Annotated in this window: 19 protein-coding genes; 15 read left to right on the top strand and 4 right to left on the bottom strand. The window is 73.3% G+C overall.

Features of this window, described 5'->3' with window-relative positions; all coding sequences use genetic code 11:
- Positions 1-48 precede the first annotated feature (48 nt).
- Together ABZ478_RS09975 and ABZ478_RS09970 are read left to right on the top strand one after the other, a co-directional pair.
- Positions 49-615: a helix-turn-helix domain-containing protein gene (locus ABZ478_RS09975; RefSeq protein WP_359547016.1), complete on the top strand. Its 567-nt coding sequence runs from the start codon at positions 49-51 to the stop codon at positions 613-615.
- The gene (locus ABZ478_RS09970; RefSeq protein WP_359547014.1) at positions 612-2,135 is read left to right on the top strand and encodes an MFS transporter; all 1,524 of its coding nucleotides are present in this window, start codon (positions 612-614) and stop codon (positions 2,133-2,135) included. Before ABZ478_RS09975 ends, ABZ478_RS09970 begins: the two co-directional genes overlap by 4 nt.
- Positions 2,136-2,243: 108 nt before the next feature.
- On the opposite strand, the gene ABZ478_RS09965 is transcribed toward ABZ478_RS09970, so the two are convergent.
- The gene (locus ABZ478_RS09965; protein WP_359547012.1) at positions 2,244-2,915 is read right to left on the bottom strand and encodes a lysophospholipid acyltransferase family protein; all 672 of its coding nucleotides are present in this window, start codon (positions 2,913-2,915) and stop codon (positions 2,244-2,246) included.
- Positions 2,916-3,322: 407 nt separating this feature from the next.
- Between ABZ478_RS09965 and ABZ478_RS09960 the strand changes: the two genes are divergently transcribed.
- The 3 genes from ABZ478_RS09960 (at position 3,323) to ABZ478_RS09950 (ending at position 5,647) form a co-directional block, all read left to right on the top strand.
- A complete protein-coding gene (locus ABZ478_RS09960) occupies positions 3,323-4,498 on the top strand; it encodes a glycerophosphodiester phosphodiesterase (RefSeq protein WP_359547511.1) in 1,176 nt (391 codons plus the stop codon).
- Positions 4,499-4,597: 99 nt separating this feature from the next.
- Positions 4,598-5,104 (top strand): sigma-70 family RNA polymerase sigma factor, encoded by a 507-nt coding sequence (locus tag ABZ478_RS09955; RefSeq protein WP_359547010.1) that lies wholly within the window; start codon positions 4,598-4,600, stop codon positions 5,102-5,104.
- Positions 5,105-5,149: 45 nt separating this feature from the next.
- A complete protein-coding gene (locus ABZ478_RS09950) occupies positions 5,150-5,647 on the top strand; it encodes a GNAT family N-acetyltransferase (protein WP_359547008.1) in 498 nt (165 codons plus the stop codon).
- Here ABZ478_RS09950 and ABZ478_RS09945 read toward each other — a convergent pair.
- Together ABZ478_RS09945 and ABZ478_RS09940 are read right to left on the bottom strand one after the other, a co-directional pair.
- Positions 5,637-6,056 (bottom strand): hypothetical protein, encoded by a 420-nt coding sequence (locus ABZ478_RS09945; protein WP_359547007.1) that lies wholly within the window; start codon positions 6,054-6,056, stop codon positions 5,637-5,639. The genes ABZ478_RS09950 and ABZ478_RS09945 overlap by 11 nt on opposite strands.
- Before the next feature lies 1 nt (position 6,057).
- Positions 6,058-6,417, bottom strand: coding sequence for a hypothetical protein (locus tag ABZ478_RS09940; protein ID WP_359547005.1), 360 nt, complete (start codon positions 6,415-6,417; stop codon positions 6,058-6,060).
- Between the two features lie 69 nt (positions 6,418-6,486).
- On the opposite strand from ABZ478_RS09940, the gene ABZ478_RS09935 reads away from it, so the two are divergent.
- The 9 genes from ABZ478_RS09935 to ABZ478_RS09895 all read left to right on the top strand — a co-directional run bounded on the left by ABZ478_RS09935 (position 6,487) and on the right by ABZ478_RS09895 (position 19,071).
- Positions 6,487-7,137 carry an HAD family hydrolase gene (locus tag ABZ478_RS09935; RefSeq protein WP_359547003.1) on the top strand — a complete coding sequence of 217 codons (651 nt, stop codon included), beginning with the start codon at positions 6,487-6,489 and terminating at the stop codon, positions 7,135-7,137.
- A 380-nt stretch (positions 7,138-7,517) separates the two neighbouring features.
- Positions 7,518-8,561: an ATP-binding cassette domain-containing protein gene (locus tag ABZ478_RS09930; RefSeq protein ID WP_359547001.1), complete on the top strand. Its 1,044-nt coding sequence runs from the start codon at positions 7,518-7,520 to the stop codon at positions 8,559-8,561.
- Complete coding sequence (locus ABZ478_RS09925) at positions 8,558-9,295, top strand: methionine ABC transporter permease (protein WP_359547000.1); 738 nt, start codon at positions 8,558-8,560, stop codon at positions 9,293-9,295. Before ABZ478_RS09930 ends, ABZ478_RS09925 begins: the two co-directional genes overlap by 4 nt.
- 76 nt (positions 9,296-9,371) lie before the next feature.
- Positions 9,372-10,205 (top strand): MetQ/NlpA family ABC transporter substrate-binding protein, encoded by an 834-nt coding sequence (locus ABZ478_RS09920; RefSeq protein WP_359546998.1) that lies wholly within the window; start codon positions 9,372-9,374, stop codon positions 10,203-10,205.
- 132 nt (positions 10,206-10,337) lie between these two features.
- On the top strand, positions 10,338-10,976 hold the full coding sequence (locus tag ABZ478_RS09915; protein ID WP_359546996.1) for a GNAT family N-acetyltransferase: 639 nt from the start codon (positions 10,338-10,340) through the stop codon (positions 10,974-10,976).
- Positions 10,977-11,108: 132 nt separating this feature from the next.
- Positions 11,109-12,332: a precorrin-6y C5,15-methyltransferase (decarboxylating) subunit CbiE gene (cbiE, locus tag ABZ478_RS09910; protein ID WP_359546994.1), complete on the top strand. Its 1,224-nt coding sequence runs from the start codon at positions 11,109-11,111 to the stop codon at positions 12,330-12,332.
- Positions 12,333-12,727: 395 nt separating this feature from the next.
- The gene (gene cobT / locus ABZ478_RS09905) at positions 12,728-16,789 is read left to right on the top strand and encodes a nicotinate-nucleotide--dimethylbenzimidazole phosphoribosyltransferase (protein ID WP_359546992.1); all 4,062 of its coding nucleotides are present in this window, start codon (positions 12,728-12,730) and stop codon (positions 16,787-16,789) included.
- A gap of 140 nt (positions 16,790-16,929) precedes the next feature.
- The gene (gene cobA / locus ABZ478_RS09900; protein ID WP_359546990.1) at positions 16,930-18,162 is read left to right on the top strand and encodes a uroporphyrinogen-III C-methyltransferase; all 1,233 of its coding nucleotides are present in this window, start codon (positions 16,930-16,932) and stop codon (positions 18,160-18,162) included.
- 90 nt (positions 18,163-18,252) lie between these two features.
- Entirely contained in the window at positions 18,253-19,071 is an 819-nt protein-coding gene (locus ABZ478_RS09895) for an RNA methyltransferase (protein ID WP_359546988.1), read from the top strand.
- On the opposite strand, the gene ABZ478_RS09890 is transcribed toward ABZ478_RS09895, so the two are convergent.
- Positions 19,038-20,423 (bottom strand): protein kinase, encoded by a 1,386-nt coding sequence (locus tag ABZ478_RS09890; protein ID WP_359547508.1) that lies wholly within the window; start codon positions 20,421-20,423, stop codon positions 19,038-19,040. The two genes, ABZ478_RS09895 and ABZ478_RS09890, sit on opposite strands and share 34 nt — an antisense overlap.
- Before the next feature lie 623 nt (positions 20,424-21,046).
- On the opposite strand from ABZ478_RS09890, the gene ABZ478_RS09885 reads away from it, so the two are divergent.
- Positions 21,047-21,223, top strand: coding sequence for a hypothetical protein (locus ABZ478_RS09885; RefSeq protein WP_185091440.1), 177 nt, complete (start codon positions 21,047-21,049; stop codon positions 21,221-21,223).
- Positions 21,224-21,365 lie beyond the last annotated feature (142 nt).

The raw sequence follows: 21,365 nt of genomic DNA, 5'->3' as shown, positions 1-21,365 counted from the left end.
CGTGCCCACGATGAGACAACAATGTCTCACTTGGGCTATCCTTGTCTCATGGCCCTCGATCGTGACCAGGTGCTGCGCAGCGCGGCCGCCCTGCTGACCCGCAAGTCCACCGCGACCATGGACGAGGTGGCCAGGGCCGCCGGGATCAGCCGGGCCACCCTGCACCGCCACTTCGCGGGACGCGACGCCCTCGTCCGGGCCCTGGAGGCGCTCGGCATCGCGGAGTGCGAGGCCGCCCTGGACGCGGCCCGCCTGGACGAGGGCCCGGCGGGCGAGGCGGTCCGCCGCCTGGTCCGCGCCATCGAGCCCGCGGCCGCCCTGCTCGCCTTCCTCTACACCGAGAACCAGCTCTTCGAGGGCGAGGAGCAGAACCAGGGCTGGACCCGCCTCGACGAACGCCTCACGGACCTGTTCCGGCGCGGCCAGGAGAGCGGCGAGTTCCGCATCGACCTCACCCCGGCCTGGCTCACCGAGGCGCTGTACGGCCTGCTGGCCTCCGGCGCCTGGGCGGTCGCGGAGGGCCGGGTGGCCGGCAAGGACTTCAGCCACATGGTCGTCGAGCTGCTGCTCGGCGGCGCACGACGTGCGAACGCACCGCGGAGAGAGGAATCATGACCAGCACCCTGCAGCCGGCCGGCACGACCGGGGCGGTGAGGCGCCCGGACCGCTGGCTCGCGCTCTCGGTCCTCGTCCTGGCCGTGCTGCTGGTGGCCGTCGACGCCACCGTCCTAGGCCTCGCCACCCCCTACATCAGCGAGGACCTGCGCCCCTCCGGCACCCAGCTGCTGTGGATCGGGGACGTCTACTCCTTCGTCATCGCCGGACTGCTGGTCTCCATGGGCAGCCTCGGCGACCGCATCGGCCGCAAGCGCATCCTGCTCGCCGGCGCCACGGCGTTCGGCGCGATATCCGTACTGAACTCCTACGCGACCACACCCGAACTGATGATCCTGGCGAGGGCGCTGCTCGGCGTAGCGGGCGCCACCCTGATGCCCGCCACCCTCGCCCTGATCCGCAACCTCTTCCACGACCCGCGCGAGCGCAGCCTCGCCATCGGCATCTGGGGCGCCACCGCCTCCGCCGGCACGGCCGTCGGCCCCATCGCGGGCGGCTTCCTGCTGGAGCACTTCTGGTGGGGCTCGGTGTTCCTGATCAACCTGCCGGTCATGGCGGTGCTGGTCCTGGTCGGCATCCGCACGCTGCCCGAGTCCCGCAACCCCGCCCCCGGGCCCTGGGACCTGAGCAGTGTCGTGCTGTCCCTCGTCGGCATGATCGGCGTCGTGTACGCGGTCAAGGACGCCGCCGCGCACGGCCCGACCCCGGTCGCGGCCGCCGCGGGCCTGCTCGGCGCGGCCGCGCTCCACGGCTTCGTACGCCGCCAGCTCACCATGCCGGTCCCGCTGCTGGACATGCGCCTGTTCCGGCGCCGGGGCTTCAGCGGTGCGGTCCTCGCCGACCTGCTGACCGTGCTGGGCATGTCCGGCCTGGTCTTCTTCCTCTCCCAGTACCTGCAACTCGTCCAGGGCAGGCGCCCGTTCGAGGCGGGCCTGGCCGAACTGCCCGCGGCCGTGGGCGCGGTGGCGGCCGGCCTGGTCGCGGGCCGGGCGGCCCGCCGCTTCTCGGTACGGGTGGTGGTCTCCGGCGGCCTGGCGGCGGTCGGTGCGGCCCTGGCCGTGCTGACGACGCTGAGCCGGTCCACGGGCTACCCGCTGCTCGGCGCCGCGCTGCTCGTCGTGGGTGTGGGCGCGGGCTTCTCCTTCACCGTGACCGCCGACGTCATCCTCGCCGGCGTCCCGAAGGACGAGGCGGGCGCGGCGTCCGCGGTCTCGGAGACGGCGTACGAACTCGGCGCGGCGCTGGGCATCGCCCTGCTGGGCTCCATCGTGACCGGCGCCTACCGCGGCTTCACCGGCCCGGCGGGCACCCCGTCCCAGGCCCACGAGTCACTGGGCGGCGCCGCGGAGGCGGCGAAGAACATGCCGGCCCTCCCCGCCCAGCACATGCTGGACGCCGCCCGCGACTCCTTCGTCCACGGCCTCCACCTCGCATCGGGAGCGGGAGCAGCGGTCCTGCTGGCCACAGCGGCAGCGGCGTGGTTCCTGCTGAAGGAACAGAAACTGGAAGACCCGGAGTGAGCAAGGCGCCCCAAAGGGGCGCGGGGAACTGCGCGACCAGCCACGAACCACCCGCAGCCGGGATGCACCAGCACCCCGGAGGCGACGACGCGCCGAACCGCCGGAGGCTCAGGCCGCCTTCGCCTTGGTCGCGTACATGTCCACATACTCCTGACCCGACAGTCGCATGACCTCGGCCATCACCGAGTCGGTCACCGCCCGCAGCACGTAGCGGTCCCGGTCCATCCCCTCGTACCGGGAGAACTCCATCGCCTCGCCGAAGCGGACGGTCACCCGGCCGGGCCGCGGGATGCCCGACCCGCCCGGCTGGAGCTTGTCCGTGCCGATCATCGCGAACGGGACCACCGGGGCGCCCGTCATCAGGGTGAGCCGGGCGATGCCGGTGCGGCCACGGTAGAGGCGGCCGTCGGGGGAGCGGGTGCCCTCGGGGTAGATGCCGAAGATCCTGCCCTCCTCGAGGACGCGGCGCCCGGTCATCAGGGCCGCCACACCGCCGCGGCCGCCGTCGCGGTCCACCGGGATCATGCCGACGCCGGTGAAGAACCACGCCATGAGCCGGCCCTTGAGGCTCTTGCCGGTGACGTACTCGTCCTTGCCGATGAAGACGACCTGACGGTCGCAGACCAGGGGCAGGATCATCGAGTCGATGAAGGTCAGATGATTACCGGCCAGGATGACCGGTCCGTCCCCCGGGATGTGCTCCACGCCCTCCACCTGGGGGCGGAACATCAGACGCATGATCGGTCCGAGCACTGCCTTGATGAGCGCGAAGCGGGACAACGGGTCCTCCGATGTCGAGGTGAACGATATGTGTCTGTGCAGGTGAGGACATTACTCGCGGCTCCGGGGGAAGCGCACATCGGGGAGCCCCGGTTCACCGAGGTCTTACGCACTGTTGACACTGGTTTACCTGCGGTGAAGCGCCGGAACACAGGTGTGGCGTCCGGGTGGGCGATGTGACGGACATCGCGCGGAGCCCGTGCCGTCCGGCTACCCGCTCCGCCCCCGGCGATGCCGACGCACCGTCACATCCCGCCGCCCGCCGGACATCGGTCGTCACCCGCTTGTTCGGACAAGGGTCTCCCGTACGTCACACCGGCACCCCTACGATCGGCGCGCACCGGCACCCCGGAACCGGAACGCCGGGGACAGACACGCAGCGAACGGCAGGAGGGCGCATGGACCGCATGGACGGCGACCGGGCGGACGAGCGGCAGCGGACCACCGGACGGCGGGCCGTGCTCGGCGCGGCGGTGCTCGGCGCGGGCGGGGCGGTCCTCGGACTGCCCGGCGCCGCCCGGGCGGCCGGCGCCGGGACGGCCGCACACGGCGGGCGCGGACTGAAGGGCCTGCCGGTCCCGACGATCATCGGCCACCGGGGGGCCAGCGGCTACCGCCCCGAGCACACCTTCGGCTCCTACGAGCTGGCCCTCGACCTCGGCGCGGACATCGTGGAGGCCGGTGATCTGGTGCCCACCCGGGACGGCCATCTCGTCTGCCGGCACGAGCCCGAGATCGGCGGCACCACGGACGTCGCCTCGCACCCCGAGTTCGCGAGCCGCAGGACCACCAAGGTGCTGGACGGCGTCTCCACCACCGGCTGGTTCACCGAGGACTTCACCCTGGCCGAGCTGAAGACGCTGCGCGCCGTCGAGCGCATCCCGGCCAACCGGCCGCACAACACCCTCTACGACGGCCGCTGGGAGATCCCCACCTTCGAAGAGGTCCTGAAGTGGCAGGACGAGCAGACCCGCAGGCGGGGCAGGCAGGTCTGGATCTACCCGGAGACCAAGCACCCCACCTACTTCCGCAAGCTGGGCCTCGGCCTGGAGGAGCGGGTGGCGAAGCTGCTGCGCAAGTACGGCAAGGACGGCCGGAACGCGCCGGTGATCCTGCAGTCCTTCGAGCCGACCAGCATCCAGCGGCTGAACCGGCTCGTCGACAACCCGCTCGTCGTGCTGCTCTCCTCGGCGAACAGCCGCCCCTACGACTTCGTCGACACGGGCGACCCGCGCACGGTCGCCGACCTCATCGCGCCCAAGGGCCTGCGGGAGATGGCCGGTTACGCCCAGGGCATCGGCCCCACCCTCGACCTGGTCATCCCGAGGAAGGCGGACGGCACCCTCGCCGAGCCGAGCACGCTGGTCGCCGACGCGCACAAGGTCGGCCTGATCCTGCACCCGTACACCATGCGCAACGAGAACCCCTTCCTCCCGGCCGAGTACCGCAAGGGCGGCGCGGCGGACGCCTACGGTGACGCCTTCGGCGTCTTCGCCACGTACTTCGCCACCGGTATCGACGGCGTCTTCACCGACAACGCCGACACCGGCCTGCTCGCCCGGGCCGACTTCCTGGCCCGCTGACCCCGCGGCCCCCGTCAACGCCCCGGCCGTCACGCACCCTTTCGGGGTGAGCGTGCGCCGTCCCGGAACCCGGCACCGGGGCGGCGCGTCGTTCCGCGTATGACGCACGACCTGGTGGCCGCCCTCGGCCCCCTGCTCACCGCCGAGGCGTCCGCCGAGGCGCAGGCGGCCGGGAGCGAGCCGGCCGACCTGGAACAGGCCGTCTGGCTGCGGCTGCTGGAGCGCCTGGCGGCCGAAGGGCCGCCGCCGGACCCGCACGGCTGGCTGCGCGGCGCCGTTCGCGCCGAGGCCCGCCGGGGCCGCCGTACCGCCCGGCGAGAGCGGCCGTACGGAGCCGAACCGGCCGACGACGCCCGCCCCGGACCGGAACAGCTCGCCCTCACCGCCGCCCGGTACCGCGCCCTGCGCGAAGCGGTCCGCGCACTGCCCGGACGCTGCCCCCGGTTGCTGGAGGCGCTGCTCTCGCCGAACGACCCGACATACCGGGAGATCGCCGGGGAGTTGGGTATCTCACAAGGCAGTCTCGGACCGGAACGCTCCAGATGTCTGGGATGTCTGCGGCGATTGCTCGCGCCGGAGGTTGCGGCCCGCGAAGCGCGGGGATAGGAGTGGGGGACGACCGGTGATCAGGTGAGCGGGAGGCATGCGCACATGGGCATGAGCGTGACCATCTCGGTGGCGACCGAGCAGGACGCGGAGCAGATCTTCAGGCTCCAGTACCTGTGCTTCCAGAGCGAGGCGGCGCTGTACGGCAACTACCGCATCGACCCGCTCGTGCAGAGCCTGGACTCCGTCCGTCAGGAGGTCGTCGCCGACTGCGTGTTCGTCGCACGGCTCGGCGAGGAGGTGGTCGGCTCGGTGCGCGGCAAGGTGACCGAGGACGGCGCCGCCTCCATCGGCAAGCTCTGCGTCCACCCGCGGCTCCAGGGCCACGGCATCGGCGCGCGGCTGCTGCGCGCGGCCGAGACGGCACTGTCCGAGCAGCGCGGCGCCACCCGGTTCCGCCTGCACACCGGCCACCGCAGCGAGGGCAACCTCCGGCTGTACCGCCGGGTCGGCTACGAGACGGTGGGCCGGTCCACGGGCGCCGACGGAGTGGAGCTGATCGTCCTGGAGAAGCGGGCGGGCACGTACGCGGCTACCGCGTGACGCGCTCGCGCGACCTGCGCAGCCAGTACATCGCCGACAGCGGCAGCAGCACCGGGATGAAGACGTACCCCATGCCATAGTCGGACCAGACGGTCGCGTCCGGGAAGGCGGAGGGGTCGGCCAGGGTCCAGGTACCCACGATCAGCACACCCGCGAGCTCGGCGGCACAGCACACCAGTGCCGCCCTGCGGGCCGTCTCCCCGCCCCGGACCAGCGAGTACGTGATGAACCCGTACACCAGGCCGGCGACCGCCGACAGCGAGTAGGCCAGCGGTGCCCGGCCGAAGTCCGTCGCGATCTGGTACACCGAGCGCGACACGGCCCCGACCACCATCACGCCGTAGAACCACACCAGCAGCATCCCCGGCCCGCTGATCAGCCCAGCCGGCTTCTCCTGAACCGCCGTCATCTCAGGCTCCCCAGATGTCATAGAGCCGCACCTCCAGCACGGCGAGGACCACACCGCCGGCGGCCACCGTCACGGATCCCCAGCGGGTCCGCTCCGCCAGCGACATGAAGCCCGCCGCCGGCACACAGGCGAACGCGCCCAGCAGATACGCCACGAAGATCGCCGTGCCCTGCTCCGGCTTCTCGCCCCGCGCCAGCCGGACGACCCCGACGACCAGCTGGACCACGGCCAGCAGGGACACCACGGCCATGCCGATGAAGTGCCAGTCCTTGGTCGGCTGGTCCCGGTAGGCGGCCCAGCCGCACCAGGCGGCGAGCAGCAGCGCGGTGAGCCCGGTCACCAGCGTCAGGGCATTGAGCATGCGGTGACCCTATTACGGCGGAAACGGCCCGCCGCCGCCGACCCCGCTGTACGCCGTAGGGTCTAGACCATGACGATCCACGCACAAGCCCTCCTGTTCGACAACGACGGCACCCTGGTCTCCTCGCTCGAATCCGTCGAGCGCTGCTGGACGCGCTGGGCGCGGGAGTACGGGATCACGGCCGAGGAGTTCCGGCGGGTGGAGCTGCACGGGCGGCCCGCGGCGGAGATAGTCGCCGACCTGCTGCCCGCCCGCCTGGTCCCGGAGGCGGTCGCGCGGGTCGAGCAGCTCGAGGTCGAGGACGTGCCCGGCGGAGGGGTTCGGCTGCTGCCCGGGACGCGGGACTTCCTGGACTCGCTGCCCGCCGACCGCTGGGCCGTCGTGACCTCCGCCACCCGGCGGCTCGCCGAGGCCCGGCTGGACGCCGTCGGCATCCTGCCCAAGACGTTCGTCGCCGCCGACGACATCACCCGCGGCAAGCCCGACCCGGAGCCCTACCTGCTCGCGGCCCGGCAGCTCGGCGTGGACCCGGCCCACTGCGTGGTCTTCGAGGACGCCCCCGCCGGGCTCCAGGCGGGCCGCGCGGCCGGTATGACCACCGTGGCGTTGACCACAACCCACCAGGCCGCGGAACTGCGGGCCGACCTGGTGGTCAGGGACCTCTCGGCCTTGTCCGCACTGGTCACCGACGAGGGAGTGGAGATCTCCGTCCGCGGCTGAGCGTGTCCTGTCACTGTCCACCGCTGTCCACTATGCGGACGACGGTCGCCGGTCAGCACCGTCGGTCTGGTTTACTGATCGCATGACCACGACGAGCAGCCGCACCCCTGCGACCGAGGCGACCATGCCGCCCGGTGCTCGCTGTATGTGTCGAATGTGCGCCTTCTAGAGGGCCCCCGCACCACCCGAGCCTCGCGCCCCGAAGCGAGAGCCGTGGCCTGTCCCCGCCGCCGCGCGGACTGACGCCGCCCAGCGCACACGATGTTCTCCCCGGTTCCATCGCCACAGCGAGAACCGTGCCGCGTCCCTGACCGAATGCAATGCATGCACCCGTGCCCGGGCACACCCACGCCCGCGCACTCGACAGTGACGGAATCCCTGTGATCACCACATCGGGCCTGACCAAGGTCTACCGCTCCCGCGGCCGCGAGGTCACCGCCCTCGACGGCGTCGATCTCCACGTCCGCGAGGGCGAGGTCTACGGCGTCATCGGCCAGTCCGGCGCCGGCAAGTCCTCGCTCATCCGCTGCGTCAACCTGCTGGAGCGGCCCACCTCCGGCACCGTGACCGTCGCCGGACAGGACCTCACCGCCCTCGCCGGCCACGGTCCGCGGGCCGGCCGGGAACTGCGGCGGGCGCGCAGCCGGATCGGCATGGTCTTCCAGCACTTCAACCTGCTCTCCTCGCGGACCGTGCAGGACAACGTCGAACTGCCGCTGGAGATCCTCGGCAAGTCCGGCAAGGAGCGCTCCCGCAAGGCCCTGGAACTGCTGGACCTGGTCGGCCTCGCCGACAAGGCGAAGGCCCACCCCGCCCAGCTCTCCGGCGGCCAGAAGCAGCGCGTCGGCATCGCCCGCGCCCTGGCCGGCGACCCCAAGGTGCTGCTCTCCGACGAGGCCACCAGCGCCCTCGACCCGGAGACCACCCGCTCGATCCTGCAGCTGCTGCGCGACCTGAACCGGCAGCTCGGCCTGACCGTCCTGCTCATCACCCACGAGATGGACGTGGTGAAGCAGATCTGCGACTCCGCCGCCCTCATGGAGAAGGGCCGGATCGTGGAGTCCGGCACGGTCAGCGAGCTGCTGGCCACCCCGGGCTCCGAGCTGGCCTCCGCCCTCTTCCCGGTCGGGGGCGAGGCCACCGGCACCGACCGGACCGTCCTGGACGTCACCTTCCACGGCGAGGCCGCCACCCAGCCGGTCATCTCCCAGCTCTCGCGCACCTACAACATCGACATCTCGATCCTCGGTGCCGCCATCGACACCGTCGGCGGACTCCAGATCGGCCGCATGCGCATCGAGCTGCCCGGCCGCTACGAGGACAACGTGGTGCCGGTCGGCTTCCTGCGCGAGCAGGGCCTGCAGATCGACGTCGTCGAACACGAGGGCCAGCAGCCCGCGCTGGTGAAGGAGGGTGCGAAGTGACCTGGTCCGAGATGTGGCCGCTGCTGGAACCGGAGTGCTGGAACACCGCCTACATGGTCGGGTGGTCCACGCTCATCGCCGTCGCCGCCGGTCTTCCGCTGGGCATCCTGCTCGTGCTCAGCGAGCGCGGCGGCCTGCTGCAGAACGTCGTGGTGAACAAGGTCCTCGGGCAGGTCGTGAACATCACCCGCTCCATGCCGTTCATCATCCTCATGGTCGCCCTGACCAGCTTCACCCGCTGGGTCACCGGGACCAGCATCGGCCGTGACGCGGCCATCGTGCCGCTGGCCATCGGCGCCATCCCGTTCTTCGCGCGCCTCGTCGAGACGGCCGTCCGCGAAGTGGACGGCGGGCTCGTCGAGGCCGTGCAGTCGATGGGCGGCAACACCCTCACCATCGTCCGCAAGGTCCTCGTGCCGGAGGCCCTGCCGTCGCTGATCGCCTCCGCGACCACCACCCTCGTCGCCCTCATCGGCTACTCCGCCATGGCCGGCACCGTCGGCGCCGGCGGTCTCGGCGACCTCGCCGTCCGCTACGGCTACCAGCGCTTCGAGACCGGCCTGATGTGGATGATCGTGGCGATCCTCGCCGTCGTCATCTCCCTCATCCAGTTCGCCGGCGACTACGCGGCCCGCGCGCTGCACCACCGCGGCGCCCGCTCCGGCCCCGCGCCGAAGCTCCGCCTGCTCAAGGCCAAGGAGCCCGCGGCCGCCGACGTCACCGAGGTCGCCTGAGCGCCACCGCCCCGCCCCCAGAACTCCCCGTGCACCCATCACGGGGCCGCACCACCCTTAAGGAAAGGCACTTTTCGTGCGTAACACCGCCAAGCTCACCACCGCCGTCCTCGCCGCCGGAGCCCTCACCCTCGGGCTCAGCGCCTGCGGCTCCGACAAGGGCTCCGCCGGCTCCTCCGACTACAGCGGACCGCTGGTCGTCGCCGCGAGCCCGACCCCGCACGCCGAGATCCTGAACTTCGTCGAGAAGAACCTGGCGAAGAAGGCGGGCCTCGACCTCGAGGTCAAGGAGTTCACCGACTACATCACGCCGAACACGGCGACCGAGGACGGCTCGGTGGACGCCAACTACTTCCAGAACCAGCCGTACCTCGACGACTTCAACAAGAAGCGCGGCACCCACATCGCGCCCGTCGTCACGGTGCACCTGGAGCCGCTCGGCCTCTACTCCCACAAGGTCAAGAAGGCCGACGCGCTGAAGAGCGGTGCGACCATCGCCGTCCCGAACGACGCCGTGAACGAGGCCCGCGCCCTGAAGCTGCTCGCCGCCAACGGGCTGATCACCCTCAAGGACGGCGTGGGCACCGAGGCCACCCCGCGGGACATCACCAAGAACCCGAAGAAGCTTCAGTTCAAGGAGGTCGAGGCGGCCCAGACCGCGCGCTCCCTGGACGACGTGGACGCGGCGGTGATCAACGGCAACTACGCCATCTCCTCCGGCATCAAGCCCGCCAAGGAGGCCCTGGTCCTGGAGTCCGCGAAGAACAGCCCGTACGGCAACTTCCTCGCGGTCAAGGAGGGCGACGAGAAGGACCCCCGGGTCAAGAAGCTCGCCAAGCTGCTGACCTCGCCCGAGGTGAAGAAGTTCATCGAGGACCAGTACCAGGGCTCGGTCATCCCGTCCTTCTGAGCCCATATCGCCACGCACGGGGTCCGCTTCCTTACATGGAGTGGGCCCCGTTGTGCGTTTCGGTGCTTTCATGCTGCATGCTGGGCAGTTCAGCAGCCCCTGCAGGTTTTTCCGAAGGTTACGGAGCGGCGCATGAGTAGCACCTTCCCCAACGTCTCCATCAGCACGGAGCGGTTGGTGCTGCGGCCCCTCGACGAGGACGACGTGCCCGCGATGGCCGAGATGATGAACGACGAGCAGATCGCCGCCTGGACCGACGTGCCGCAGCCGTTCACCGAGGACGGCGCCCGGCACTGGATCACCGCGTACGCGCCCGCCGAACGCGCCGCGGGCCGGGGCCTGGACCTCGCGGTCACCGAGTTCCTCACCCAGCGCCTGGTCGGCATCATCCAGCTGACCAGGACCAACTGGCACATCCGCGCCACCGAGCTGTCGTACATCATCGCGCCCTGGGCCCGCGGCGAGGGCTATGCGTCCGAGGCCACGCTCGCCACCGCCCACTGGCTCTTCGGCGACCAGAAGTTCGAGCGCATCGAGCTGCGCACCGCCGCCGACAACACCGCCTCCCAGCAGGTCGCCCAGAAGATCGGCTGCATCAGCGAGGGCGTGCTGCGCAACGCCTGCATAGTCCACGTCCGCACCGCGGACGGCACCTGGACCGACACCCGTACCGACTTCATCGTCTGGAGCCTGCTGCCGGAGGACCTCGAAGGCGGCGACGAGCAGTTCGCCGACACCGGTGGTTTCAGCTCCTACTCCGACTGGAACTGACACCACCGGGGCCGCACACAACCGCGCACCGCACCGCCCCCACCGCGCGTCCGCCGGCTTCACCGGGTACGCTCGCGGTGCCCACCCAGGGCCCGTACCCCAGACGACCTGCGAAAACGGAGACTGACGACGATGGCCGACCGGGTCACGGTGATCGGCTGGGACGGCTCGCCGCCGACCGAGGCGGCACGCGCCGCCCTCGGCGCCGCCACGCTCGTGGCGGGCGCGGTCCACCACCTGGCGCTCCCCGACATCCCGCCCGCCGCTGAACGCGTCCGCCTCGGCAGCGTCGCCCTGGCCGCCCGCCGCATCGCCGCGCACCGCGGCACCGCGGTCGTGCTCGCCGACGGCGACCCCGGCTTCTTCGGCGTCGTACGGACCCTGCGCGCACCGGAGTTCGGACTCGAGGTCGAGGTCGTCCCCGCCGTCTCCTCCGTGGCCGCCGCCTTCGCGCGTGCCGGCATGCCCTGGGACGACGCCCAGGTGGTCGTCGCCCACCGGCGCACCCTGCGCCGCGCCGTCAACGTGTGCCGCGCCCACACCAAGGTCGCCGTCCTCACCTCACCGGGCGCCGGACCCGCCGAACTCGGCCTCCTGATGGAGGGGGTCCACCGGACCTTCGTCATCTGCGAGGAACTGGGCACCGCACGCGAACAGGTCACCGTCGTCACCTCCGACAAGGCCGCCGACCACACCTGGCGCGACCCCAACGTCGTCATCGTCGTCGGCGGCCGGGCGGCGGCGGCCGAGGACGGCGGCTGGATCTCCGGCCGCGACCCGGCCACCGGGCCGCGCGGCTGGGTGCAGCCGGACGAGGAGTACGGCGCGCACGGCGGTCTGGGCGAGGGCGAGACCCAGTTGCTGCGGGCCGCCCAACTCGCCCGCCTCGGACCGCGCGTCGGCGACCTCGTGTGGGACATCGGCTGCGGCAGCGGCGCGTTCGCCACGGAGGCCGCGCGCGCCGGGGCCGCCGTCATCGCCGTCGACCGGCTGCCCGAGGCCTGCGCCCGGACCGAGGCCGCCGCGCGCCGCTTCGGCGTCCAGCTCCAACTGGTCCAGGGCACCGCCCCGCACGTCCTCGAGAACCTGCCCGAACCCGACGTCGTACGCGTGGGCGGCGGGGGAGCGGCCGTGGTCTCCGCGGTCGCCGACCGCCGGCCGCAGCGCATCGTCACCCACGCCGCGAACCGTGACGAGGCCGAACTCGTCGGCCGCGGACTGACCGAGCACGGATACCGGGTCGAGTGCGCCCTCCTGCAGTCCGTCGAACTGGACACCAGGGCCTGGCGGGAGACCGAGCGGAACGTCGCGTTCCTGCTCACCGGGGAAATCCAGCGGCGCGAAGCGCCTCGTTGAGGGGCGGCGGCCGGCCGGCGGGCGGGCCCGCCCGATCGCGCCCGGTGATCCTGTTGTCGTACCGCGCGCGGTAGGCTGGCCGATCGTTGTGCCGTACCGGTGACCCGGAACTTCGTTCGTCAATGTCCGGAAAGCGCGCCCGTTTTGGGGTGGGTGTGGTACGGCAGAACCCGAGGACGCGCAACGTGGCGCAGTCCACAGCGGGCTGTCGCGGATCATGCTGTCGCGACGGCTGAACGACCGGGACAATGCCACTGAATGGCTTTGTCGCCTTTTCCGGGCGGTCGTTCGTGCCGCTGGGCACGCACGCTCGTTCTTCACTACGGGGCGGTCGGTGCGCCGTTCCGGGTGAGCTGGTCGTAGAGAAGCACTAAACCGATGGGCGAGGGGTACGCATGACCGACACCGGCCAGGTCCCGGCCGAGGGAGAGCCGGAGAGCGCAGGCATGGTGGAGCAGCCGGGCGTCCCCCCGCACGGCGCGTACACCTACCTCTCCGAGCTTCCCGCCGAGGACGAAGACCTGCTGCTGCCGGGTGCTCAGGGCGCCTGGGGCAACGAGGTTCCGCCGCCCGCGCCGGAACCCGTCGTCGAGACCTTCCACGAACCCGGTCCGCACGAGACGGCCGGCCGGGACAGCGGCTCCGTCGACCTCAGCGGCGTCCGGCTGCCCGACCCGGGCCCGGCGTCCGCACCCTCTTCCCCCATTCTCTCGGCCCCGCACGAGGCGACGGCGGCAGCGGCACAGCAGCCGCGCCGGCCGCTGCACCTCGGCCCGCCGATCCCCGACGCCTCCGCCAGCCCGGTCCGCTCCCTCGCCGACCGCGGCCCCGCCGGAGCGCCGGCCCGGCAGTCCGGACCGGCCACGACCGGGCCCGAGTACCTCGGCGTCCAGGCCCTGTCCGGCGCTGCCCCGCAGACCGCGGCCCCCTGGGGCGCCGCGCCCGCCGCCGTGGCCCAGGCCGACGCTCAGGCGCCGGCTGCGGAAACGGTTGCTCCGGCCGGCGAGCCCGAGCCCACCGCCGACGCCTCCGGCGCCTCCGGCGCCGCCCAGGCCACGCTGGACCGCCTCACCACCCAGGCGGCGGCGCAGGCTCCGGCCGCGGCCCAGGGTGTGCACGGCCATGACGGGGTCCAGCCCGCGCACGGTCACGACGGGGTGTACACCGCTCCGGCGGACCAGGGGCAGGCCGCCGAGGGCGGTCCGGTACCGGTCGACGCCGGTCAGGAACCGCGGGCCGCGGCCGTTCCCGGTACGGACGGCAGCGCGGACACGCCGCCCGTGGAGGCGCCGCCGGTGGCGGAGGCCGGGGGAGTCGTACCCGAGACCGAGGCGGAGGAAGCGGCTCAGGGCGCCGAGCCCGGCCGGGTGATCCCCGGTCCGGACGCCTCGCACGTCGCGGACCAGGCCGTTTTGGGCACGCCGGCGCAGGTCGAGGGCCCCGAGGCGGTTCACGCTCCCGAGCCCGAGGCGTCCGGCGAGGCCGCCGAGCCCGGCCGGCCGGAAGAAGACGCACCGGTCGCCGCCGAGGCCGTGCCCGCCGGGGACGCCCCCGCCGTGGACGTGGCGTCCGGCGCCGTCCCGGAAGCCGCCGACGCCGTTCAGGCACCGGACGCGGCCCCGGCGGCGGACGTCGCCGCGGTCACGCCTCAGGACATGACCGAGCCGGCCGAGGCGATTCAGCAGGCCGGGACCGTGCCCGCGCAGGCCTCCGGTCCCGTCGAGGCGCCCGGCCACGGCGAGGCACCCGCCGAGGCTCAGCCGGCCGCGCCCGCCGACACTCCGGCCGCGGCGTCCCCGCAGGCCGAGGCCGCAGCACCGGCCCCCGCTCCGGAGCCGCTGCCGGCCCCCGACCCGGAGCCGCTTCCGGGGCCCGAACAGGCCCAGGCACCCGAACAGGCCCAGGCACCCGAACAGGCCCAGGCACCCGAACAGGCCCAGGCCGCCGAAGCGGCCCAGGTCCCCGAGCCGGCCACGGCCCCTGAAGCGGCGCAGGTCCCCGAGCCGGCCACGGCCCCTGAAGCGGTGCAGGCCCCCGAGCCCGCCCAGGCCCCCGAAGCCGTGCAGGCCGCCCAGCCCGTCGCCCCGGCACCGGAGGCCGTGACCGCCCCGCCGGCCACCGAGGCACCCGAGCCCGTCGTCCCGCAGGCGCAGGGCCCGCGGCTCACCGCACCCGCCCCGCAGGACGGCGACGCGGCGCCCGCCCCGCAGCAGCCCCAGCCCCAGCCCCAGGCCGCTCTGGACGCCACCGCCCGGACCGCCGCCGACGGCACGCCCGCCCCGGCCACCGGCCCCGGCGTTCCCTCGGGCCCGCAGCACCAGCCCGCCGAGGCCACGCCCGCACCGGCCGCCGCCGAGGCCGTGACGCCCGCGCCCGCCGCCGAGGCGGACCCGGCCGCGCCCGTCGAGCCCCTGCCCTCCGCCGTTCCGCTGCGGCCGGACCCCGAGCAGCCGCTCGGGCAGTTCGTGCCCGTGGACGGCCAGGTTCCGACCACACCGCACCTGGCCCCGACCCCGCCGCACCCCATCGTGCTGCCCGCCCAGGAGCAGCAGGAGCCGGTGGCCACCGTGCCCGCGCCCCGCGAGGCCGAGCCCGCCGTGGCACCGGCCGAGCCGGACACCGAGGCCGCCCCCGGTGTCGTACAGCACGCGGAGGACCTGCGGACCAGGGCCGCCGACCAGGAGGAGGACACGGCCGCGGTGGAGAAGCCGAGACAGTCGGCCGGTCCGGCCGCGCCCGCCTACGACGACGCCGAACGCGAGGCCGTCCTGAAGGTGATGCGCGAACGCCGCGACATCCGCAACGGCTTCCGCGGCGACCCGATCCCGCACGAGGTGCTGCTGCGCGTCCTGGAAGCGGCCCACACGGCGCCCTCCGTGGGCCACTCGCAGCCCTGGGACTTCGTCGTGATCCGCTCCGCCGACACCCGGCGGGCCATGCACGAACTCGCCATGCGCCAGCGGGACGCCTACGCCAAGTCGCTGCCCAAGGGCCGGGCCAAGCAGTTCAAGGAACTGAAGATCGAGGCCATCCTCGACACCCCGGTGAACATCGTCGTCACCGCCGACCCGACCCGCGGCGGCCGCCACACCCTCGGCCGGCACACCCAGCCGCAGATGGCCCCGTACTCCGCCGCGCTCGCGGTGGAGAACCTGTGGCTCGCCGCACGCGCCGAAGGCCTCGGCGTCGGCTGGGTCAGCTTCTTCGACGAGCGCGAGATGGTCCGTGCCCTCGGCCTGCCCGAGCACCTCGAGGTCATCGCCTACCTGTGCGTCGGATACGTCGACGAGTTCCCGGACGAACCCGAGCTGATGCAGGCCGGCTGGTCCAAGCGGCGCCCGCTGTCCTGGGTGGTGCACGAGGAGACGTACGGCCGCCGCGCCCTGCCCGGAGAGGAACCCCACGACCTGCTTGCCGAGACCGTCGCACAGATCCGCCCGCTCGACGCCAAGGCACTCGGCGAGGCCTGGGAGCGCCAGAAGCGCATGACCAAGCCGGCCGGCGCGCTCGGCATGCTGGAGATCATCTCCGCCCAGCTGTCCGGGCTGTCCCGGCAGTGCCCGCCGCCGATCCCGGAGCCCGCGGCCGTCGCGATCTTCGCCGGCGACCACGGAGTGCACGCCCAGGGCGTGACCCCCTGGCCGCAGGAGGTCACCGCGCAGATGGTGGCCAACTTCCTCGGCGGGGGAGCGGTGTGCAACGCCTTCGCCGGCCAGGTCGGCGCCGAGGTGTGCGTCGTGGACGTCGGTGTCGCCGCCGATCTGCCGGCCACGCCCGGGCTGCTGCCCCGCAAGATCCGCGGCGGCACCTCCGACATGACCACCGGCCCGGCGATGACCCGCGAGGAGGCCAAGGCCGCCATCGAGGTCGGCATCGAGACCGCCCGCGACCTGGTGGCGGCCGGCAACAAGGCGCTGCTCACCGGTGAGATGGGCATCGCCAACACCACCGCGTCCGCCGCGCTGATCTCGGTGTACACCGGCGCCGACCCGGCCGAGGTCACCGGCCGGGGCACCGGCATCAACGACGAGACGCTGGCCCGCAAGACCGAGGTCGTCCGCCGCGCCCTCGACCTGCACCAGCCGGACCCGGCCGACCCGATCGGCGTCCTCGCGGCCCTCGGCGGTTTCGAGCACGCGGCCATGGTCGGCCTGCTCCTCGGCGGCGCCTCCCTGCGCACGCCGGTGATCCTGGACGGCGTCAGCGCCGGCGCCGCGGCCCTGGTCGCCCGCGCGATCGCCCCCGAGGTCCTCGCGGCCTGCATCGCCGGCCACCGCAGCGCCGAGCCCGGCCATGTGGCGGCGCTCAACAAGCTGGGCCTGCGTCCCCTGGTCGACCTCGACCTCCGTCTCGGCGAGGGCACCGGCGCCCTGCTGGCCCTTCCCCTGGTCCAGAGCACCGCACGGGCGATGCACGAGGTGGCCACGTTCGACTCGGCGGGGGTCACGGAGAAGTAGCGGCCCCGCGGCGGGCGGTCCGGTGTTCAGCTGCCGGACCGCCCGTGCCCCGCTCGCTCCGACGCCTTAAAATCCGCACGTCAGGGCCGCTCCAATGCCGCGGCGCGCCCATCGCAGAGCTGCACGAGGAGCCGTCCCTCATGGCCGAACACCCCGCCTACCCCGTAGGCCTCCGCCTCTCCGGCCGCCGCGTGGTCGTCCTCGGCGGCGGCCAGGTCGCCCAGCGCCGCCTCCCGGCGCTGATCGCGGCCGGCGCCGACATCGTCCTCGTCTCCCCTGAGGCCACGCCCTCCGTCGAGGCCATGGCGGACGGCGGCGAGATCACCTGGCAGCGCCGGCCGTACGCCGAGGGCGACCTCGCGCAGGCCTGGTACGTCCTCATCGCCACCAGCGACCCCGAGACCAACGCCGCCGCGTCCGCCGAGGCGGAGCGCCACCGCGTCTGGTGCGTCCGCTCCGACGACGCCGACCGGGCGACCGCCTGGACCCCGGCGACCGGACACAGCGAGGGCGTCACGGTGGCCGTCCTCACCACCGACGCCCGCGGCCGTGACCCCCGGCACACGGCGGCCGTCCGCGACGCGGTGGTCGAGGGCCTGCGCGACGGCACCCTCGTCGCCCCCCACCACCGCACCCGCACCCCCGGAGTCGCCCTGGTCGGCGGCGGCCCCGGCGACCCGGACCTGATAACCGTCCGCGGCCGCCGTCTGCTCGCCGAGGCCGACGTGGTCATCGCCGACCGCCTCGGCCCGCGCGACCTGCTCGCCGAACTCCCGCCGCACGTCGAGGTCATCGACGCGGCGAAGATCCCGTACGGCCGTTACATGGCCCAGGAGGCCATCAACAACGCCCTGATCGAGCACGCCAAGCAGGGCAGGTCGGTGGTCCGCCTCAAGGGCGGCGACCCGTTCGTCTTCGGCCGGGGCATGGAGGAGGTCCAGGCGCTCGCGGAGGCCGGCATCCCGTGCACGGTCGTCCCCGGCATCTCCAGCTCCATCTCCGTGCCCGGCGCGGCCGGCATCCCGGTCACCCACCGGGGCGTGGCCCATGAGTTCACCGTGGTCAGCGGTCATGTCGCCCCCGACGACGAGCGTTCCCTGGTCGACTGGCCTTCGCTGGCCCGGCTGACCGGCACGCTGGTGATCCTGATGGGCGTCGACAAGATCGGGAAGATCGCCGACACGCTCGTCGCGCACGGCAGGTCGCCGAAGACCCCCGTGGCCCTCGTCCAGGAGGGCACGACGGCCGCGCAGCGCCGCGTCGACGCCACCCTCGCCACGGTCGCCGAGACCGTGCGCACCGAGGACGTCAGGCCCCCGGCGGTCATCGTCGTGGGCGAGGTCGTGAACGTGGGCCCCGAACCGGCGGCCTGATCACGCACGACCCGGAGCAGCACCCGGGCACCACACCCTCTTCCCAGCCGCCGGCAACCGACCCACCCCAGGACAAGGCAGTATCACCCCGTGGCCGAGCTCATCACCATCGAGGACCCCGACGACCCCCGCCTGCGCGACTACACGGGCCTGACCGACGTCGAGCTGCGCCGCAGGCGTGAGCCCGCCGAGGGCCTGTTCATCGCCGAGGGCGAGAAGGTCATCAGAAGGGCCGCGGACGCCGGGTACGAGATGCGGTCCATGCTGCTCTCGGCCAAGTGGGTCGACGTCATGCGGGACGTCATCGACGCGATGCCGGCGCCGGTGTACGCGGTCACCCCGGACCTGGCCGAGCGGGTCACCGGCTACCACGTGCACCGCGGCGCCCTCGCCTCCATGCGGCGCAAGCCGCTGCCGACGACGGGGGAGTTGCTGCGCGACGCCCGGCGGGTCGTGGTCATGGAGGCGGTCAACGACCACACCAACATCGGCGCGATCTTCCGCTCCGCGGCCGCCCTCGGCATGGACGCGGTGCTGCTCTCGCCCGACTGCGCCGACCCGTTGTACCGGCGCAGCGTCAAGGTCTCGATGGGCGCGGTCTTCTCCGTGCCCTACGCCCGCCTGGAGACCTGGCCCAAGGGCCTGGACGGGGTCCGTGAGGCCGGCTTCACCCTCCTCGCGCTCACCCCGGACGACAGGGCCCGCACCCTCGACGAGGCCGCCCCGCACCGGATGGACCGGGTGGCCCTGATGCTCGGAGCCGAGGGCGACGGCCTGTCCACGAAGGCCCTGGCCGCCGCCGACGAATGGGTCCGCATCCCGATGTCCCACGGCGTCGACTCCCTGAACGTCGGCGCGGCCGCCGCGGTGGCGTTCTACGCGGTGGCCTCGGGACGCCCCGGGGCCTGAACCGGGGACACCGGACGCCCCTCGGCCGACGGGTGCGAACCCAGCCGCAGCCCCACGTGCTGCCGCCGCCCGTCGTCGCCCAGACCGCGCGCCGGACCCTGGCAGCCCTGGGCGACGGCGATGCCGAGCGCGACCAGCAACGTCACCACGACGAACACGAACAGCCGCTGACGCAGCAGCCGCGGATTGGCCGGCCGCAGCCGGCTTCCCGTCGGGCGCGGGGCCGGCCGCCCGGTGCCGCTGCGCGGGCCGGGCCGGCTGCCGCTGCCGGAGCGCGGGCCGCCGCGAGGGACCGGGGTGGACCGGGCCGCGCCGGGGCGGGAAGCCACCCCGCCGCCCCGCGAAACGCTGCCGCCGCGGGCGGGCGCACCGCCCCTGGCGGGTGTGTTCCCACGCGGCACCGGAGTGCCGGGAGCCGCGCGCCGCCGGTCGCGCTGCTGCTCGGGGTAGGTGTCGGCGAGCCGCCCGGTCGGCAGGTCCGCCTCCGCGACGCGCGGCGCGGGCGGCCGTACGTCGGCCAGGCCCTGTGCCTCGCGGGCGGCGATCTCCTTGAGCCGGAGCGACAGTTGCAGCGTGCTCGGCCGGTGGTCGGGGTCCTTGGCGAGACAGGCCCGGACCAGCGGGGCGAGAGCGTCCGGCACACCGTTCAGCTGCGGCTCCTCGTGCACCACGCGGTACAGCATCACCTCGGAACTGCCCTGCCCGAACGGTGAGTCGCCGGTCGACGCGTAGGCCAGCGTCGCGCCCAGCGAGAACACGTCGGTCGCCGGGGTCACGGCGGCGCCGCGCACCTGCTCCGGGGCGAGGAAGCCCGGCGAGCCGACCGCCGTGCCGACGTGGGTGAGCGTGGAGGCGCCGGTGGCCCAGGCGATGCCGAAGTCGATGATCCGCGGTCCCTTCGGGGACAGCAGGATGTTGGACGGTTTCAGGTCCCGGTGCACGACGCCGGCCTCGTGCACGGCGACCAGTCCCTCGGACAGGGCCGCGCCGATCGCCGCCGTGTCGGCCGCGCCGAGCGGGCCGTCGTCGGCGACCTTGTCGTGCAGGGAGGGCCCGGGCACGTACTGCGTGGCGAACCAGGGCCGCTCGGCCTCCAGGTCCGCGGCCACCAGCCGGGCCGTGCACCCGCCCCTGATCCGCCGGGCCGCCGAGACCTCACGGGCGAAGCGCGACCGGAACTCCTGGTCCTCCGCGAGATCGGGCCGGATCACCTTGAGCGCGACCCGCTGGCCCTTCTTGTCGGAGCCGAGGTAGACCACGCCCATCCCGCCCGCGCCGAGCCGTCGGTGAAGCCTGAACGAGCCGACGACGCGCGGGTCCTCGCGCCTCAGGCGCATCATCGCCATGTTCATCCCCGCTGCCCGGTCCCTGTGACGTGGCACAGCTTACGTTTCCACGGCCGCCCGCGCGCATAGGCCGCGCCCTCTCGGCCCGAGGGATTGTCCACCGCGCACGGACGAGGTGAGACAAGGTCAGGAAGCCATCCCGCGCAGTGCCATTGAGGCCGTGCCAACTCCAACCGCGCCTCGGCACGCGGACGTTGACCAGACGCACCGCGACCGTGCGCAGGCCACGGCGGCCGCTGCGCGGCACTCGCGACCGAACCGGACCGCGCCCGGCGGGGCCGGCCACCGGACGATCCGGACACCCGCCGCCGACCGCCCGGAAACGGAGGAAGTGATCGAACTCACTCGAAGTGCCGCGCCCGCAGGTCCGGACATCAGGGGACACAGCGGGCGCCCCCTCCGGGAAGACCCCGAGAGTCAGGTCCATGTCTCCACCCAGGGGAGTACTCCGCCGGATGCCGCTCATCCTCCGGGAGGCCCGCCAATCGGTACGAGGGCATGACGCCCGCCCGGCAGCGCGCGCCTAGATTTGAGGTCAAGCGGCGGGTGCAGCACTCGTCCCCCGAGGTCAGACACCCGCCGCTGCTGGAACAAGAGTCAGTACGACAGGCACGGTCAGGAGAGGGACCATGGCCCACACGGCACCACGGCGCACCACGTTCGCCCCTCGCCGCACGGGCCGCCGCCACCCCTTGGTGGCGACGCTCATGGCCCTCCCTCTGGCGGCCCTGCTCCTGCTCGTCTTCGACGGCTGGGAGACGGTGGCCACACAGGCGTCGTCCGTGGGTGTGATGCTGGGGCGCTGAGCGGCGACCCCAGGCCCGGAAGAGCGGTCCGGGCGGGGACATCAATCCATGAAACCCCGTGGGGACGGGGGTGCGGCGGACGGCACAAATGCCGGCGCAGCTGGGGAGCTGCGCCGGCATTACGCCGTTCCACGACCCGGCC

The organism is Streptomyces sp. NPDC005706, from assembly GCF_040631045.1.
Lineage (GTDB): Bacteria > Actinomycetota > Actinomycetes > Streptomycetales > Streptomycetaceae > Streptomyces.
The sequence above is the reverse complement of the archived record's forward strand: the minus strand, read 5'-3'. Positions and strand labels throughout refer to the sequence as shown.